The organism is Sorangium sp. KYC3313, from assembly GCF_052075895.1.
In the GTDB taxonomy this organism is placed as follows: domain Bacteria; phylum Myxococcota_A; class Polyangia; order Polyangiales; family Polyangiaceae; genus Sorangium; species Sorangium cellulosum_B.
In genome coordinates this window covers 5,030,011-5,044,619 of sequence record NZ_CP197255.1, presented here as the reverse complement: position 1 = coordinate 5,044,619, position 14,609 = coordinate 5,030,011, and the positions used below count along the sequence as shown (strand labels likewise).

Below are 14,609 nucleotides of genomic sequence, written 5' to 3'. Positions count from 1 at the left end.
GGCGCTTCGCTCGGGTGAAATCGACGTGCTGCACGAGGGGGAGCGCGAGGTCGTGGGTGTGGAGGAAGCTGATGGCGGCGAGTGCCTGGCTCTGCGTCGAGGCGCCGACGTGCTGGTCGGTCGCCGGTCGCGTGAGGAACGCCTCGACGTGGGCCGCGCCGAGGTCACGTGGATGGCGACGGCCATCGCACCTGGACGGCTCTCGCCTTCCTTCGCTCCCCGCTCGCTCCGTCCGCTACCGCCGGCCGCTCCTCCGCGCTACGTTCGCCGCCGTGGACGCCCCCCGACCGTCCGGCGCTCGCCGCGCGCTGCTCATCGGCTTTCCCGTCGCCGCGCTCGCCGCGGCGGCCTTCCTCTTCGTGGGTCGCGACGAGCGCCCCACGCCGAACGCGCGCCCGCCGAGCGCCGAGTCCCGCGCGGCCCGCCAGCCGCAGCGCCGCGACGAGGCGCCCGTCGTCCCCCCCGCTCCCCCGCCGGCCGCTGCCACCGTGAGCGCCGCAGCACAGGAGTCGGAGCCGGCGCCGGACACCGACCCCGAGGCCAGCCTCATCGACCGCATGCGCGCCGCCTTGACGACCAACCCCGAGGAGGTGCTCCGGCTCGACGACGAGGCGTCGGGCGACTTCGGCGACAGCCCCCGCGCCGCCGAGCGCGGCCTGCTCCGCGTGCGGGCGCTCGTGCGCCTGGACCGGATCGGCCAGGCCCGCAGCCTCGCGGAGGACCTCATCGAGCGCTACCCGGACGATCCCTCGGCGAAGAGTGCAGCCGCGTACATGGGGATCCACCCGAGGCCGCGCGGGCCGTCCAGGTAAGCAGCGATACCGTGGGTGCCCTGCGAAGCTCACGTGATCTTCGTCCGGGCCGCTGCGACCACGATCTTGTAGCAAGAGCAGAACGTTGCGCAGTGAGTCACTGAACCGATTAAGAGTTCGGGCTGGTCCGGCGCGCGTTTCTGGTGATAATCGGGCATGCGCAACTGGCTTCTTCTTGTCGGGGTTCTCCAGCTCTCCGTGGCTGGGTTCGGCTGTGGCGACGGATCGGACGGCGGCGGCGAGGGCGGCGCCGGCGGCGAAGCGGGGGACAGCGGCCCCACCGGGAGCAACTCCTCGGGCGCCGGCACACCTGCGAGTTCGGGCGCGGGCGCCGGCACACCGGCGAGCTCCGGCGCGGGCGCCGGCGAGCCCACCGGCGGGCCCGCGAGCACGGGCAGCGGCGATCCCGTGGCCGGCAGCAGCACCAGCAGCGGAGGAGAGACCGGCGCCTGCGCCGGCGTGGAAGACGAGTGTCCGTTCGAGGCAGGGGTCGAGATCGCGTGCCGCCTTCGCTTCATGTACGGCGTGAACTACGCCTGGCGCGACTTCGGCGCCGATTTCGGCGGTCAGTCCAAGTGGAGCCAGGCGGGCATCTCGGGCAAGAAGAGCCAGGTGCTCGCCGACCTGCAGGACATGCGCGCCCACGGCGTGGACGTGGTCCGCTGGTGGATCTACCCCCGCTTCTACGGGGACCAGATCAACTTCGACGGACAGGGCAACCCGACCGGGCTCGGCGGCACCTCGACGCAGGACATCCTGGCGGCGCTCGAGCTCGCGGACCAGGCGCAGGTCAACGTGATGTTCACGCTGTTCTCCTTCGATGGCTTCTACAAGACATCACACAACCCGCCGAACGGCCTGTCGGTCGCGAGCATGGGGCCCATCGTGGCGGACGCGGGCCGGCGCGCCAAGCTCATCGAGAACGTCGTCCGCCCCATCGCTCGGACGGTGGCGTCGAGCCCGCACCGCGACCGGATGCTGGCCTGGGACGTCATCAACGAGCCCGAGTGGGCGATGACCGGGCCGAGCCTCTACGGCGACGACCCGGCGTTCGAGGGGGACTCCAGCAAGTTCGATCTCGTCACACACCAGCAGATGGAGGCGCTCGCCAAGGAGTCGGCCGCCGTGCTGAGGGGAGAGACCGGCGCGCCCGTGAGCGTCGGCAGCGCCGCCATCAAGTGGGGTCAGGCGTGGACGCGCTCGGACGTCGATTTCTACCAGGTCCACATGTACGGCTGGGTCAACGATTACTTCCCGTACGACAAGCCCCTCTCCGAGTACGGCCTCACGGACAAGCCGGTCGTCATGGGCGAGTTCCCCATCAACATGGAGGCGATGGACGTGCGCTACGACAAGTTCGTGGGCGACCTCTACAACATGGGGTATGCGGGCGCGCTCTCGTGGTCGATCACCGATCTGAACTTCCCGTGGTCGTCCAACAAGACCACCGTGAAGGCGTTCGCCGATCAGCACCCCTGCGAGACGCGCTACTGAGCGCCGGTGAGCGCCGCTGCCCGCGGTGCTCATCTTCCCTGCTTCCCTGCTTCCCTGCTTCCCTGCTCCCCTGCTTCCCTGCCCCGGATCCGAACTGGGCCGCTGAGCCGGCCCGGCGAGCTCGTCCTGAGCGACACGAGCCGCGCCTGCGTGACAGCTTGCCCCAGCGTGTGGCGCATTGTCGCGCGGCGGCGCGCTCCGGCCTGCGAGGCCGTCTGTCGGGGCGCCGGCGCTCCTCTCCCCTCGACCGGGTTTCAACTGGGCACGTCGGTTGCTGAAGTTGTTGAAGCTGAACGGGTGGAAACGGGTGAGCCCGCTGCTCACGGAGGTGACCGCCTTCGTGAGGCTCGAGAGTTGTTCACCAGCACCCAGAGGGAGAGCGAGATGGCACGAGATCGCTACGAGGGCCGGGATTTCCGTGACGAGGGGCCGCGCGACGACTGGCGTCCCCGGGACGAGCGGTGGCGCGCGCCACGGGACGACGATCAGCGCGGATTCCGCGGTCACGAGGGGGAGCGCGACGCGTTCGAGCGAGGGTCGTACAGCCGCGGCAACTACGCGAACCAGAGCGGCGGCAGCCGGCAGGGAGAGCTGGGCCAGCTGCCGCGACCGTACGGTCAGCAAGAGCGGGGAGACGGCAGAGACCCGTGGAGGGCGGGCGGCCAGCACGCGCGAGACGACCGCGGCGGCTCCGAGAGGCGCTGGCAGGAGCAGGGAGGCGCCAGCGCGCGCGGCTTCCCCGAGCCCGAGGAGCGCCGCGCCTACGGACAGGACAGCCCCTCGTGGGAGCGGATCGGCGGGCGTGACGATCACTTCAGCGGGTGGGGCGGTGAGGACGAGCGAAGAGGGTTCGGCCCGGTGCAGCGAGGGCGCGACGAGAACCGCGGCTACTACGGCCGCGACGCGGGCCGCGGCTTCTCCGGACCGGACGAGGACCAGGGCCGCCGCGCCTACGGCCGCCACGAGCACGGCCGCGACGAGGAGGGCCAGAGCCGGCGCTACCAGGGCGACAATCACGGGCGAGACGACTATCAGGGCCGCGGCTATGCGCGAGACGACTATCAGGGCCGCGGCTATGCGCGAGACGACTACCAGGGCCGCGAGCGCGACCAGGGCCGCGACTACGGGCGAGACGACCACCAGGGCCGCGAGGACCCGTATCGTGGCCACGGCTACGGGCGCGGCGAGGGCCAGGATCGATATCGAGGCGGCGACGAGAGGAACGCCCCTGGCCACCATGACGGCCGAGGCGACCACGGTCGCGGATACCAGGGCCGGGGCGAGGAGCGCGAGGGCCGCGGCCGCGGCGAGGAGCGCAGCGGATACGGCGACACCTACAATCGCCCGGAGCGCCGGCCCGGGTTCGGCCGCTTCATGGGCGACGAGCTCCCGCAGGGGTACTCGACCCGCGTCCACGAGCGCGACGACGCGCGTGCCTCGCAAGGCCAGGGCCTCGAGCGCTCCCCCGCCGAGGAGAGCGGCCGCGCCAGGTACCAGAGCCAGGACCGGACCTGGAACTGAGATCAACCGATCTCCGCGGCTCGACGCCCGCGCCGCGGTGTCTGCCCCTGCGCGCAGGAGGAGATTGGAGTTGTCCGCGCCACGGACCTAGCGCATCCTCGCGCGCATGAAACGACAAGCTTACTCCAATCTCCCGAGGCTCGCTTCCATCTGCTGCATCGCCTGGTCGGCGCTGGCCGGCTGCGGTGACGACGACTCGAATGCAACGACTGGAACGACGGGCTCGGGCGGTGGCTCACCCACCTCGAGCAGCGCCTCCGGCACAGGCGGCGACGGCGGCGGCACGGGCGGAGGCGGCGAAGGCGGCGGAGGCGGCGGAGGCGCGGATCCCGGCACGACCTCGTCGAGCACGAGCGGCGCGGGCGGCGGAGACCCCTCCGGCGACACCATCCGCTTCATCGGGCGCTTCGATACGACGAAGCCCGAAGGCCCCCGCTTCTCCTGGGCCGGCAGCGCGATCGTCACGCGGTTCTCGGGGACGTCGATCGGCGTCCGCTTCAACGACGCGTCGACCGCGGCGCAATCCAACTTCTTCCAGGTGGTGATCGACGGCCAGGCGAAGGGCGTCCTCAAGGTCAACAGCGAGGAGGATCTCTACACGGTCGCAGAGGGGCTGCCCGACGGCGAGCACGACCTCGTGCTCCACCGCCGCACCGAGCCGCTGGTCGGCGTGTCGCAGTTCCTCGAGTTCGTCCCGGAGGAGGGCGAGGCGCTCCTGCCGGTCCCGGCTGCGCCCGCGCGCCGGATCGAGGTGATCGGCGACTCGATCTCCGCCGGCTACGGGGTCGACGGCGCCAACGAGACTTGCCCGTTCACGAGCGATACGGAGAACAACTACCTCGCCTACAGCGCCCTGACAGGCCGGCTGGTCGGGGCCGACACCACGATCGTCGCCTGGTCCGGCAGAGGCGTGTACCGGAACTACGACGGTGAAGTCGCGCCCACGATGCCCGAGATCTACGGCCGGACGATCGCCGACGAGGCACAGCCCGCCTGGGACTTCTCGTCCTGGGTGCCGCAGGTCGTGGTGATCAACCTGGGCACGAACGACTTCAGCATCAACGTCCCGGGCGACGCCCAGTTCCGCGGGCCGTTCACCGATGCCTACGCGGGCCTCGTCGAGACGGTCAGAACGAACTATCCGGACGCGTTCATCTTCTGCACCATCGGGCCCATGCTGAGCGACTCGTACCCGGAAGGCGCCCAGGCGCTCACCAGGGCGCGCGCCTACATCGGCCAGGTGGTGGAGGACCGGAACGACAGCGGCGACGACAAGGTGCGCGTCCTCGAGTTCCCCGCGCAGGACGGCGCGGCGAACGGGCTCGGCTGCGACTACCACCCGAGCGTCAAGACGAACGCGCTCATGGCCCAGCAGCTCGCGGAGGCCATCCGCGAAGAGCTCGACTGGTAAGCGCGGCGCGCGGCCGGGGCATCGTGCCACCGGCCCATCGCGACCGCTGTGGCACGACGCACCACGCATCCTAGGCCCAGCGCAGCGCGCACCCCGCAGGGAGCGAGCGCCGGTCCCATCCGCTCGCCGTGGCGCGCGCAGATCGGCGATCCAGCTTCATGGTACACGCGGTGCATCTCTCGCCATCAGAACAGCGGAAGGGCGGCGGCGCCGAGAGCGCGTGAGCGCGCGCCGCCGAGCGAGGAGATCATCCATGCAGACCAAGCGAGACAGCTCCGTGCGGGCCACGAGCAGGAACCACAGCCATGATTTCATGGCGGCGGCGCGCAGGAGCGCCGGTCGTGCGGAGAGCCGAGATGCGTTCATCCCCGACCCGGACGACGGCCCCCCCGAGGTGCTCGACGAGCTCGCCGAGCAGATCGCCGAGCAGTATGTCGCCTCGGCGACATCGGGCAGGGGCGACACCACAGAAGACTACGAAGACAGGGTGGAGCCAGAGGAGATCGGGGGCCCCTTCGTCATCACGACGGACGAACAGGAGATCGGGTACAGCAGGGACTCCACGAACCCCGATGACGGCGAGGTGGAGCCGTTTCCGCTGGTCCATCGCTCGCCCCTCCGCTGATCGCGCGTCCCACCGCGCGCGGGCAATCAACGCTCGCGCGACGCTCGCCCGGGCAAGACCGCCCGGCGAGCGCAACGCCCGCGCGCCGGACGAGCGGAGCTCCGGCCGGGACAGCCTGGCTGGTTCTGCTTGGCGTCCGCCCTCGGCGCGCCTACGAGAGGCGCTGCCGCACAGCTGCACAGAGCACCGAGACAGAGGAGGATGCGACCATGGCTCAGACCAAGTTCAAGGGAAGCCCAATCCACACCGCCGGCGAGCTGCCGTCCGTCGGCGCGACCGCCCCCGACTTCACGCTCGTGAAGACCGATCTCTCCGAGCGCAAGCTCTCGTCGTACTCCGGCAAGAAGATCCTCAACATCTTTCCGAGCGTCGACACCCCGGTCTGCGCGAGATCCGTGCGCACGTTCCACGAGCGCGCCGAGAAGCTCCCGGGCGTGACGGTGCTGAACATCTCGGCGGACCTGCCGTTCGCGCACACCCGGTTCTGCGCGTCCGAGGGCATCTCGAACGCGGAAGGCCTGTCGACGTTCCGGGGAGATTTCGGCCAGAAGTACGGCGTCACGCTCGTCGACGGGCCGCTCGCCGGCCTGCTCGCGCGCTCGGTCCTCGTGCTCGACGAGCAGAACAAGGTGCTCCACGTCGAGCTCGTCCCGGAGATCGCGCAGGAGCCCGATTACGACGCGGCCCTCGCCAAGGTGCAGTGAGCCGGAGCGCCGGCGCCTGGCCGCCACGCGCGCCGGCGCCTCGCGATCTCACGCGCTGGCGCGCTTCGTGATCTCACGCGCTGGCGCGCTTCGTGATCTCACGCGCTGGCGCGCTTCGTGAACCGGATGCGCAGCCCTTCCGGCTGCATCGCGAACGCCATCCGCTCCCGCACCGGCGCGGTGTGATCCGCGAGGTGCACCGTGAAGCTCCGGAGCACCATGCCGGCCGTCACCGCGCACTCCAGGAGCGCCATCGCGCGCCCCGGGCAGACGCGCGGCCCGCCGCCGAACGCGAGCGCCATCCTCGGCTCGTGGGGCAGCGTCGACGGCGCGCCCCCGAGCCAGCGCTCGGGGCGAAACGACTCCGGATCGCCGAAATACTCGGGTTTCCGCCCCGTCGCGCGCGTGAGCGCCACGACGCCGGCGCCGGCGGGCACGGCCACGTCGCCCACCGCGGTGTCGTGGTTCGCCTCGAGGAAGAGCAGCGGCGCGGCGGAGCGCAGGCGCAGCGTCTCCTGCGTGACGGCCGCCGTGTACTCGAGGCGCTTGCACTGCTCCAGCGTCGGGATCAGGCCGCCGCCGAGCACGCGATCGACCTCCTCGCGGGCGCGCGCCTGCACGTCGGGGCGCGTGCCCAGGTAATAGAGGATCCACGCGAGGGTGTTCGCGGTGGTGTCCTCGCCCGCGAGCAGCATCGTGAGCACGTTCGCGTAGACCTCGGCGTCCGAGAGGCGCGCCCTCGGGTCCTCGCCGTCCCGCGCGGCGATCATGAGCTCCAGCAGCGTCCGCGGGCGCGCGGGCCGGTCCGCGCCGCCCTCGATCTCGCGCCGCGCGGCGGTCACGAGATCGAGGATGAGCCGCTTCACCGCGACCAGGGCGCGGTCGTAGGCGCGGTCGGCGGGCAGGCCCAGGTAGCGCCAGTAGGGCAGCGGCGCGAGCATCCGCCGGTTCAGCCCGAGGAACACGCGCTGGAGGTGCTCCTGGAGCGCGTCCGCCCCGCGCTCGAGCGTGTTGAGATCGCGGCCGAAGGCGACCGACGAGGTGACGTCGACCGAGTAACGCATGAGATCGCCGAGCACGTCGCGGGCGGCGCGCTCGTCGGCCGCCCGCGCCCAGAGCTCGCGCAGCCGGCCCGTGATGTCGCGGATGCTCGGGAAGAAGCCCTCGACATGCCTCGGATGGAACGTCGGGTGGATGAGCTGCCGCTGCTTCCGCCACGCGTCGCCGTCCGCCGAGAACAGCCCGACCATGTCCGCCTCGCGCGACACGGCCTCGATGGCGCGCACCCGCCGGAACACCGCGGGGCGGCGCTGGAGCACGTCGCGCACGAGCTCGCCGTCGACGACGACGAGGACCGGCTGCCGGCCCATCCGCACGACGAACAGGTCTCCATGGGCGCGCCACCACCGCTCGAACTCGAGGTGCCAGCGGTCGGGGTGGAGCGCGAGCAGATTGCCGAGCACAGGCAAGCCCGGCGGCCCCGGGAGATCCGCGAGCGTCCGCCGAGGGCGCGCAGCCGCGTCGCCGCGGCCGATCGCGTCCTCCATGGCAGGGAACGTGGCGTTCATGCCCCCCTTCATACAGAGGCGGCGCGCCCCGACGCAAACCCGACAGGCGACAGAAAACGCGCCCCACCGCGCTGGACGATGTCGGGCGGGCGGAGCGCCTGCGCTGGCGAGGTGGCGTCGACACGGAGTAAGACGCGGACATGACGGAGCCGCTGGAGCGAGAGCTCGCGAACCTGTCCGGCGCGGAGATGGTGGTGGCGCTCGGCCTCGGCGGGGCGCCGGCGTGGGTGCGCCGCGCCGGGCGCGCGGCCTTCGCCGTCCCTTCGTGGCCGCTCGGGCGCGTGCTCGCGCGCTTCGATCGGCGCACCGGCGAGGCGGGGCTCCACGTCGCGGCGCGGGAGGCGCTCGCCGGCTTCGGGGCGCGCTGGACGGCCGACGCGGCGCCGCCGTCGCGCGGGGCGCTGCTCGTCGTGTCCAACCACCCGGGCGCCTACGACGCGCTCGCGCTCATGGCGGCGCTCGGCCGGGAAGACCTCATGATCGTCGCGGCCGATCGGCGGTTCCTGCGGGCGCTGCCCCACGTGAGCCGGCGGCTGCTCTTCGTGCCGATCGACGAGGGCGGCGCGCTCGCGCTCGCGGCGCGGTCGGCCGGCGTGCGCCGCGCGCTGCGGCACCTGCGCCGCGGGGGCGCGCTGCTGCACTTCCCCGCGGGGCGCATCGAGGCGGATCCGGCGTTCGCGGGCCAGGGCGACGCGCTGCTCGCGGAGTGGCAGCCAGGCGCCGGGGCGCTGCTGCGCGCGGCCGCGGCGGCGGGAGGGCGCGCCGCCGTGGCGATCGTCTCGGGGGTGCACTCGCCGCGGGCGAAGCGGCTGGCCATCACGCGGTGGGCCGAGCGCCGCGGGATCACCACGCTGGCGCCGCTCCTGCAGGCGGCGCTGCCGGGCTTCGACGATGTCGAGGTGCGGGTCCGCCTGGGCGAGGCGCGGGACGCGGCGGAGGTGGCGCGCGGGGCCCGCGACGACGCGGCGCTCACGCGGCGGCTGAAGGACGAGGCGGCGTCGCTGCTCGCGGGGGCGTGACGGCCCGGCGCCCCGGCGCGGCGCGATCCTGCCCGCTCCTCGCCGAGCCGGTCATGCGCTCATCCGCTCATCCGCTCATCCGCGCGCCGCGTGCGCGAGCGCCGCGCGCACCGCGGCCGCGGTGCCGTCCCAGGTCGGCAGCGTCGCGGCCCGGACGGCCGCCGCGCGGCGCATGCTCGCCCGGAGAGCGCCGTCCTCGAGGAAGCGGGCGAGCGCCGGCGCGGGGCCCTCGACGTCGTCCCAGAGCAGCGCCTCCGCGCCGTCCTGGACCGCCTCCGCGATCGCGCCGGCGCGGGCGGCGAGCACCGGAACGCCGGCCCGGACCGCCTCCGTGAGCACCATGCCGTAGCCCTCCAGCGACGAGGGCAGGACGAGCGCGTCCGCCGCCGCGAGCTCGGCCGCGAGCGCCTCGTCCCCGAGCACGCCGGGCGCCGAGACGCGCGCCCGCAGGAACGCGGAGCCGGCGATCGCCCGGCGCACCCGCCCGGCGTAGGCCGGGTCGCGCGCCGCGTCCCCGATGAGCACGAGCGTGGCATGCGCGCTCCCGACCCGCTCGAACGCCGCGAGGAGCTCCAGCAGCCGCTTGCGCGGGATGAAGCTCCCCACGAACAGGAGCCGCAGCGGGCCGCCGTCCCGCGGGGCGCGGGGGAGCAAGGGGAGCCGGTCCGCGCCCGGCGTCGCCACGTCGACCCGGGCGAGCCCGAGCTCGCGCCGGAGCCGCGCCGCGGTCGTCGCGCTCGTCGCGAGGTGCGCGTCGCACAGGCGGATCACCGCCGCCTCCGCGAGCGAGAGCGCCGCGCGCCGCGGGCCGGGCGGGAGCTCCCACGCGCTCAGGTGGTGCACGAGGAGCGCGCGCGCGATCCGCCGCGGCAGCGCCACGAACGCCGGCCCGAGCTCCCGGAAGCAGAGCTCGTCGCCGACCACCACGGCGGGGTCGATCCGGGCGAGGCGCCGCGCGAGGGCGAGGCCGGCGAGCGCCCGCGACCGCGGCGCCGGATCGAGGGACACGACCTCCACGGCATCGCCCCGGGCGCGCAGCCGCTCGACGACGAGCCGATCGTAGATGTAGCCGCCCGTGGTCTGGTCGAGGGCGCCGTAGACGATCCAGGCGATGCGCATGGTCAGGGGAGCGGCCCGGGCCTGATCGCCGCCCTCGCGGCGCTACAGGTCGCGCTCGAAGCCCGCGTACGCCGACGGCGACTCTCGGACGAGCACCCTCAGCGTCGATCCCGGGAGCGGCGCCTCTCCCGCGGGCAGCCTCGCGATCTCCTCGGCGAGGAGCCCGGCCACGTGCTCGGCCACGCGCTCGGTCGTGGAGGTGCGCCCGGGGAAGGCGGGGTGCTCGTCGAGGTTCGTGTAGTCGATCGTGTCGAGCACCCGGCGCAGCGACGCGTGCAGCGCGCCGATGTCCATGACCACGTGGTGCGGGCCGAGCGCCTTCGCGCGGATCTCGATCTCGACGGAGTACGTCGCGCCGTGCATCCGGGTCGCCGGGCCGAAGAACGGATCGGAGAAGCTGTGCGCGATCATCACGTGATCGCTGACGCCGAGGAGGAACATGGCGGTGGCGGGCCTCTGTTTTCTAGGTTGCCTCTCGCGTAGCCGATCGCGCGCCGTACCGGAAGACCGTCTGCAGCCGCGCCCCTGGCTCGGCCGCGAGCTCTGCGTACAGGGACGGCGCCGCGTCGAGCGGGACGGACGGGTCCAGCAGCGCGTCGAGCGCCGGGTCTTCGAGGAGGGCGCGGACGAGCGCGAAGCGCCGCGCGTGGTCCCAGCGGGGGGCGCGCTCCGGCGGGAGGGTCGAGACCTGGCTCGCCCGCAGGCGCAGGCGCCGGCGGTGGAACTCCGCGCCGAGCGCGACCGGGCTCGTCCGCGCCCCGTAGAACGACGCGACCGTCACCGTCGCCTCGCGCGCCGCATGCGCGATCGCGCGGTCGAGCTCCTCCGGATGGCCGGTCGCGGCGATCACGGCGTCCGCGTCGCCGCGCGGCCGGTCGTCCTCGGGCCGGAGCGCCGCGGCGGCGCCGAGCGCGACGCCGACCCGGCGCCGCCGCTCGCTCGGCTCGACGAGCCGGACCACGGCCCCGGCGCGCCGCGCGAGCGCCACGACGAGCAGCCCGACGACCCCGCCGCCGAGCACCACCACGGCGTCTCCGAGCCCCACCCCCGCGTCCCACACGCACGTGATCGCCGTCTCGAGGTTCGCGGCCAGCACCGCGCGCTCGGCCGGGATCGAGCGGGGCAGGCCGCGCGCCGCGCCCGGCCCGAGCAGGTGGAGATCGCCGTGGGGCGCGAGCGCGAAGACGCGGTCGCCCGGCCCGAGCGCCGCGCCCTCGCCGCGGGCGACGACCTCGCCGACCCACGCGTAGCCGTAGCGGCGCGGGTAGGTCGGCGCGCATTCTGCGTCGGGCGCGTCGGGCGCGTCGAGCGACGGGTCGAACGGCGTCGGCCCCTCGCCGCGGAAGAGCAGCAGCTCCGTCCCCTGGCTCACGCCCGACGCGAGCGCGCGCGCCACGACCTCGCCGGGCCCGGGCGCGCGCGGCGGGGCCCCCGGGCGCACCTCGACGAGCCCTGGCCGGACGAACCAGAGCTCGCGGGAGAGGGGCGGGGCGGCGTCGCTCGGCGTGATGGCCCCGGGCGGCGCGGGCGCGTCAGTCGGGATAACGCACCTCCCCTCGCAGCAGCACGTTGCCCCCGAGGAGCTCGACCGCCGGCTCGCGCAGGTCGATCGCCGATGCGAGCGGCGCCTCTCCCAGCGCGCCGACCGCGGGGATCGCCGTGTCGCCGAGGAAGCGCGGCGCGATCTCGACCTCCGCGCGGTCGGCGAGGCGCGCGCGCAGGAACGAGGTGAGCACGGCGCCGCCCCCCTCGACGAGCAGCCGCCGCACGCCGCGCGCGTGGAGCTCGGCCAGCGCCTGCGGCAGCGAGACGAGGCCGCTGCCGTCCGCGGGCACGACGATCACCTCTGCGCCGCGCTCCTCGAGCCATGCCTGCGCCGCGCGCGACGCGCGCTCCGCCGCGCCGAAGACGACCACGCGCCCGCCGGCCGGCTGCCCGCTGCCGGGCGGCTGCAGCAGGCGCGCCCCTTCCGGCACGCCGAGGGCGCTCGCCAGCACCACGCGCATCGGCTGGCGCCCCTCGCACCCGCGCAGGGTCAGCCGCGGATCGTCGATCACGACGGTGCGGATCCCCACGAGCACCGCGTCGTGCTCCGCGCGCGCCCGGTGGGCGCACACCATCCCGGCGGGTGTGCTGAGCATGACGCGCTGGTCCCGGGCCGCGATCCGGCCGTCGAGCGTCTGGGCGAAGTGGAGCGTGACCCGCGGGCGCGGCAGGCTCATGGCGCGCTCGCGGGTGCGCGTCCGGCGCGAGCGAACGCGCGGATGAGAGGGGACTTTGCCGCCGTCCCGAGCCGACAGTGGAGCCTCCGGGGCACGACGGCACTCTAGACCAGAACGAGGGAACCGGGGAGGAGTGCGCGCACGAGATCACCCAGTTCCACGCTTTCCCGGAGCGCATTCTTCTCCGCGCTCAACGGCCTCATCCGACATCGAGCGACTCGAAGCATCGATGAAGATCGGCGAGACACGGCTCGATCGTCTCTCTGGCGACTCCGACCCTCGATGGGCGCAAAGACGATATGTCGCGCGGTGCTCCGACGCGAACATGCAAAGCGTCGAGGTCGCCGGAGCGACGTTGATTCCACGAAGCGCGTGACGCGGCGAACGCCACACCTTTCGGGTCGAGCGGTGATGCCATCGCTGTTGCTGCAATTGTTCAAGTCACGCGCGCTTTTTTGCGCACGGCGGTGTCACGCACCGCCGTGCGCCTGTGTGCAGGCGTATGTTGCGCGCCATGCGCGCCCATACCTTGGCTGAATCTCTTGCACTTCTCACGCTGACGGCGGCGCTCGCCGCCGGTTGCTCTGGATCTTCTGACGCTGACGACGGAGACCCCGGCGGCACCGCGAACCCGGGCTCCGAGCTCGGCAACGGCGCCATGGAGGGCTCCGGCAAATCGAGCGAGCGGTATGAAACAGGCCTCGTCTCGCGCGACGGCACGCCGTACGTGCTCATCACCAACGGCTGGGGCCCCGGCTTCGGCAACCACACCGTCTCGTGGGAAGGCACGTCGTTCACGGTGGAGAGCATGAGCGGCTCGGCCGGCTCGATGGGGCAGCCCGCCTCGTACCCGACCGTATTTTGCGGCCGATACTCGGTGAAGGAGGTGCCTGACTGCGGCTTGCCGGCGCCGAGCAGCTCCATCAAGAGCCTGCGCACCGGCTGGCGCTGGGCCAAGAATGGCAACGAGGGCCAGTACAACGCAGCGTTCGACATCTGGATGGGCAACGGCACGCAGCTCCAGGGCTATCTCATGGTGTGGCTGCGCGATCCGACGCGCTTTCAGCCCGCCGGGCAGCCCAACGCCGCGCACCAGGGCGTGGAGGTCGCGAACGTCCCCGGCAAGTGGAACATCTGGAACGGCATGGTGAACGGCCTGCCGATCGTGAACTGGGTGCGCGCCGAGGGGCAAGACAGCCCGGAGATCGAGTTCGACGTGATGGACTTCGTGCGCGACGCGCAGACGCGCGGCATCAGCGTGCCCGGCAACACGGTCAACGCGGTCGCCGTCGGGTTCGAGATCTGGGAAGGCCCGATCACGAACCTGAAGAGCCTCGACTTCTACGTCGACGTGAACTGAACGCCGCCGCTCGCTTGCCGCGCAGGCCCAGGCGCCCTATCGCTGGGCGTGATGCCCCTCCGCTGGCCGGATCTCTCCTCGCGTTGCGAGCGCGCTGGCCTCGCGCTCCGCGGCGGCTTCCACCCGCGCGAAGGCGACGGCGCGCCGGCGGCAGGCGATCTCCCCGCGGGGACGCTCGTCCTGCTCGGCAACGCCGGCCCGTCGATGTGGCGCGCGTTCTCGCGCGCCCGCAAGGACGCCCCCGATCTGGCGCTCGACGACTGGACCGTCGCGGTCGTCTCCCCGCTCGCGGCGGAGCTCGGCGCGACTGCCCTGTTTCCCTTCACCGGCCCTCCCTACTGGCCGTTCCAGCGCTGGGCGCAGCAGGCCGAGGCGCTGTCCCCGTCGCCCCTCGCCATCCTCATCCACCCGCGATTCGGCCTCTGGCACGGGTACCGCGCCGCCCTCGTCTTCGCGGAGCGGCTGTCGCTCCCGCCCCGCGAGGACCTGGCGAGCCCCTGCGTCTCGTGCGCCGGCCAGCCCTGCCTGAGCGCCTGCCCCGTGTCCGCGTTCTCCCCTGGCAGCTACGATGTCGCCGCGTGCGTCGGCCACCTCGACGCCGGGCCAGGCGCGATGTGCATGACCGGAGGGTGCCTGTCGCGCCGCGCCTGCCCCATAGGGCAGGAGCACATCTATCCCGACGAGCAGCGCGAGTTCCACATGCGCGCGTTCCGGCGCGCGATGCCGAGCACGGGCGGCTAGACAGAGCTAGCAC

14 protein-coding genes are annotated in these 14,609 nt (G+C 73.2%); 9 read left to right on the top strand and 5 right to left on the bottom strand.

Annotated features, from left to right (window positions below):
• Window positions 1–272: 272 nt before the first annotated feature.
• The 6 genes from ACSRUE_RS19780 to tpx all read left to right on the top strand — a co-directional run bounded on the left by ACSRUE_RS19780 (window position 273) and on the right by tpx (window position 6,567).
• Complete coding sequence (locus tag ACSRUE_RS19780; RefSeq protein WP_441292332.1) at window positions 273–812, top strand: tetratricopeptide repeat protein; 540 nt, start codon at window positions 273–275, stop codon at window positions 810–812.
• Between the two features lie 156 nt (window positions 813–968).
• On the top strand, window positions 969–2,306 hold the full coding sequence (locus tag ACSRUE_RS19775; RefSeq protein WP_441292331.1) for an endo-1,4-beta-glucanase: 1,338 nt from the start codon (window positions 969–971) through the stop codon (window positions 2,304–2,306).
• Window positions 2,307–2,690: 384 nt separating this feature from the next.
• Window positions 2,691–3,827 carry a hypothetical protein gene (locus ACSRUE_RS19770; protein ID WP_441292330.1) on the top strand — a complete coding sequence of 379 codons (1,137 nt, stop codon included), beginning with the start codon at window positions 2,691–2,693 and terminating at the stop codon, window positions 3,825–3,827.
• Window positions 3,828–3,933: 106 nt separating this feature from the next.
• Window positions 3,934–5,238, top strand: coding sequence for an SGNH/GDSL hydrolase family protein (locus ACSRUE_RS19765; RefSeq protein WP_441292329.1), 1,305 nt, complete (start codon window positions 3,934–3,936; stop codon window positions 5,236–5,238).
• Between the two features lie 253 nt (window positions 5,239–5,491).
• Window positions 5,492–5,863, top strand: coding sequence for a hypothetical protein (locus ACSRUE_RS19760; protein WP_441292328.1), 372 nt, complete (start codon window positions 5,492–5,494; stop codon window positions 5,861–5,863).
• Between the two features lie 209 nt (window positions 5,864–6,072).
• Window positions 6,073–6,567, top strand: coding sequence for a thiol peroxidase (gene tpx / locus ACSRUE_RS19755; protein ID WP_437323736.1), 495 nt, complete (start codon window positions 6,073–6,075; stop codon window positions 6,565–6,567).
• Window positions 6,568–6,665: 98 nt separating this feature from the next.
• Here tpx and ACSRUE_RS19750 read toward each other — a convergent pair whose 3' ends face one another.
• Window positions 6,666–8,135, bottom strand: a complete 1,470-nt coding sequence (locus ACSRUE_RS19750; RefSeq protein WP_441292327.1) for a cytochrome P450 — start codon at window positions 8,133–8,135, stop codon at window positions 6,666–6,668.
• Window positions 8,136–8,275: 140 nt separating this feature from the next.
• Between ACSRUE_RS19750 and ACSRUE_RS19745 the strand changes: the two genes are divergently transcribed.
• Window positions 8,276–9,154 (top strand): 1-acyl-sn-glycerol-3-phosphate acyltransferase, encoded by an 879-nt coding sequence (locus tag ACSRUE_RS19745; RefSeq protein WP_441292326.1) that lies wholly within the window; start codon window positions 8,276–8,278, stop codon window positions 9,152–9,154.
• Window positions 9,155–9,229: 75 nt separating this feature from the next.
• On the opposite strand, the gene ACSRUE_RS19740 is transcribed toward ACSRUE_RS19745, so the two are convergent.
• From ACSRUE_RS19740 to ACSRUE_RS19725, 4 genes are all read right to left on the bottom strand, one after another.
• Window positions 9,230–10,273, bottom strand: coding sequence for a glycosyltransferase family 4 protein (locus tag ACSRUE_RS19740; RefSeq protein ID WP_441292325.1), 1,044 nt, complete (start codon window positions 10,271–10,273; stop codon window positions 9,230–9,232).
• Between the two features lie 42 nt (window positions 10,274–10,315).
• Window positions 10,316–10,714 (bottom strand): 6-pyruvoyl trahydropterin synthase family protein, encoded by a 399-nt coding sequence (locus ACSRUE_RS19735; protein WP_437293635.1) that lies wholly within the window; start codon window positions 10,712–10,714, stop codon window positions 10,316–10,318.
• A gap of 22 nt (window positions 10,715–10,736) precedes the next feature.
• Window positions 10,737–11,714, bottom strand: coding sequence for a zinc-dependent alcohol dehydrogenase (locus ACSRUE_RS19730; protein ID WP_441292324.1), 978 nt, complete (start codon window positions 11,712–11,714; stop codon window positions 10,737–10,739).
• A 91-nt stretch (window positions 11,715–11,805) separates the two neighbouring features.
• The gene (locus tag ACSRUE_RS19725; protein WP_441292323.1) at window positions 11,806–12,495 is read right to left on the bottom strand and encodes a RibD family protein; all 690 of its coding nucleotides are present in this window, start codon (window positions 12,493–12,495) and stop codon (window positions 11,806–11,808) included.
• A gap of 514 nt (window positions 12,496–13,009) precedes the next feature.
• Here ACSRUE_RS19725 and ACSRUE_RS19720 point away from each other — a divergent pair.
• Together ACSRUE_RS19720 and ACSRUE_RS19715 are read left to right on the top strand one after the other, a co-directional pair.
• Window positions 13,010–13,855 (top strand): GH12 family glycosyl hydrolase domain-containing protein, encoded by an 846-nt coding sequence (locus ACSRUE_RS19720; RefSeq protein WP_441292322.1) that lies wholly within the window; start codon window positions 13,010–13,012, stop codon window positions 13,853–13,855.
• A 51-nt stretch (window positions 13,856–13,906) separates the two neighbouring features.
• Complete coding sequence (locus ACSRUE_RS19715) at window positions 13,907–14,596, top strand: hypothetical protein (protein WP_441292321.1); 690 nt, start codon at window positions 13,907–13,909, stop codon at window positions 14,594–14,596.
• The last annotated feature ends 13 nt before the right edge of the window (window positions 14,597–14,609 follow it).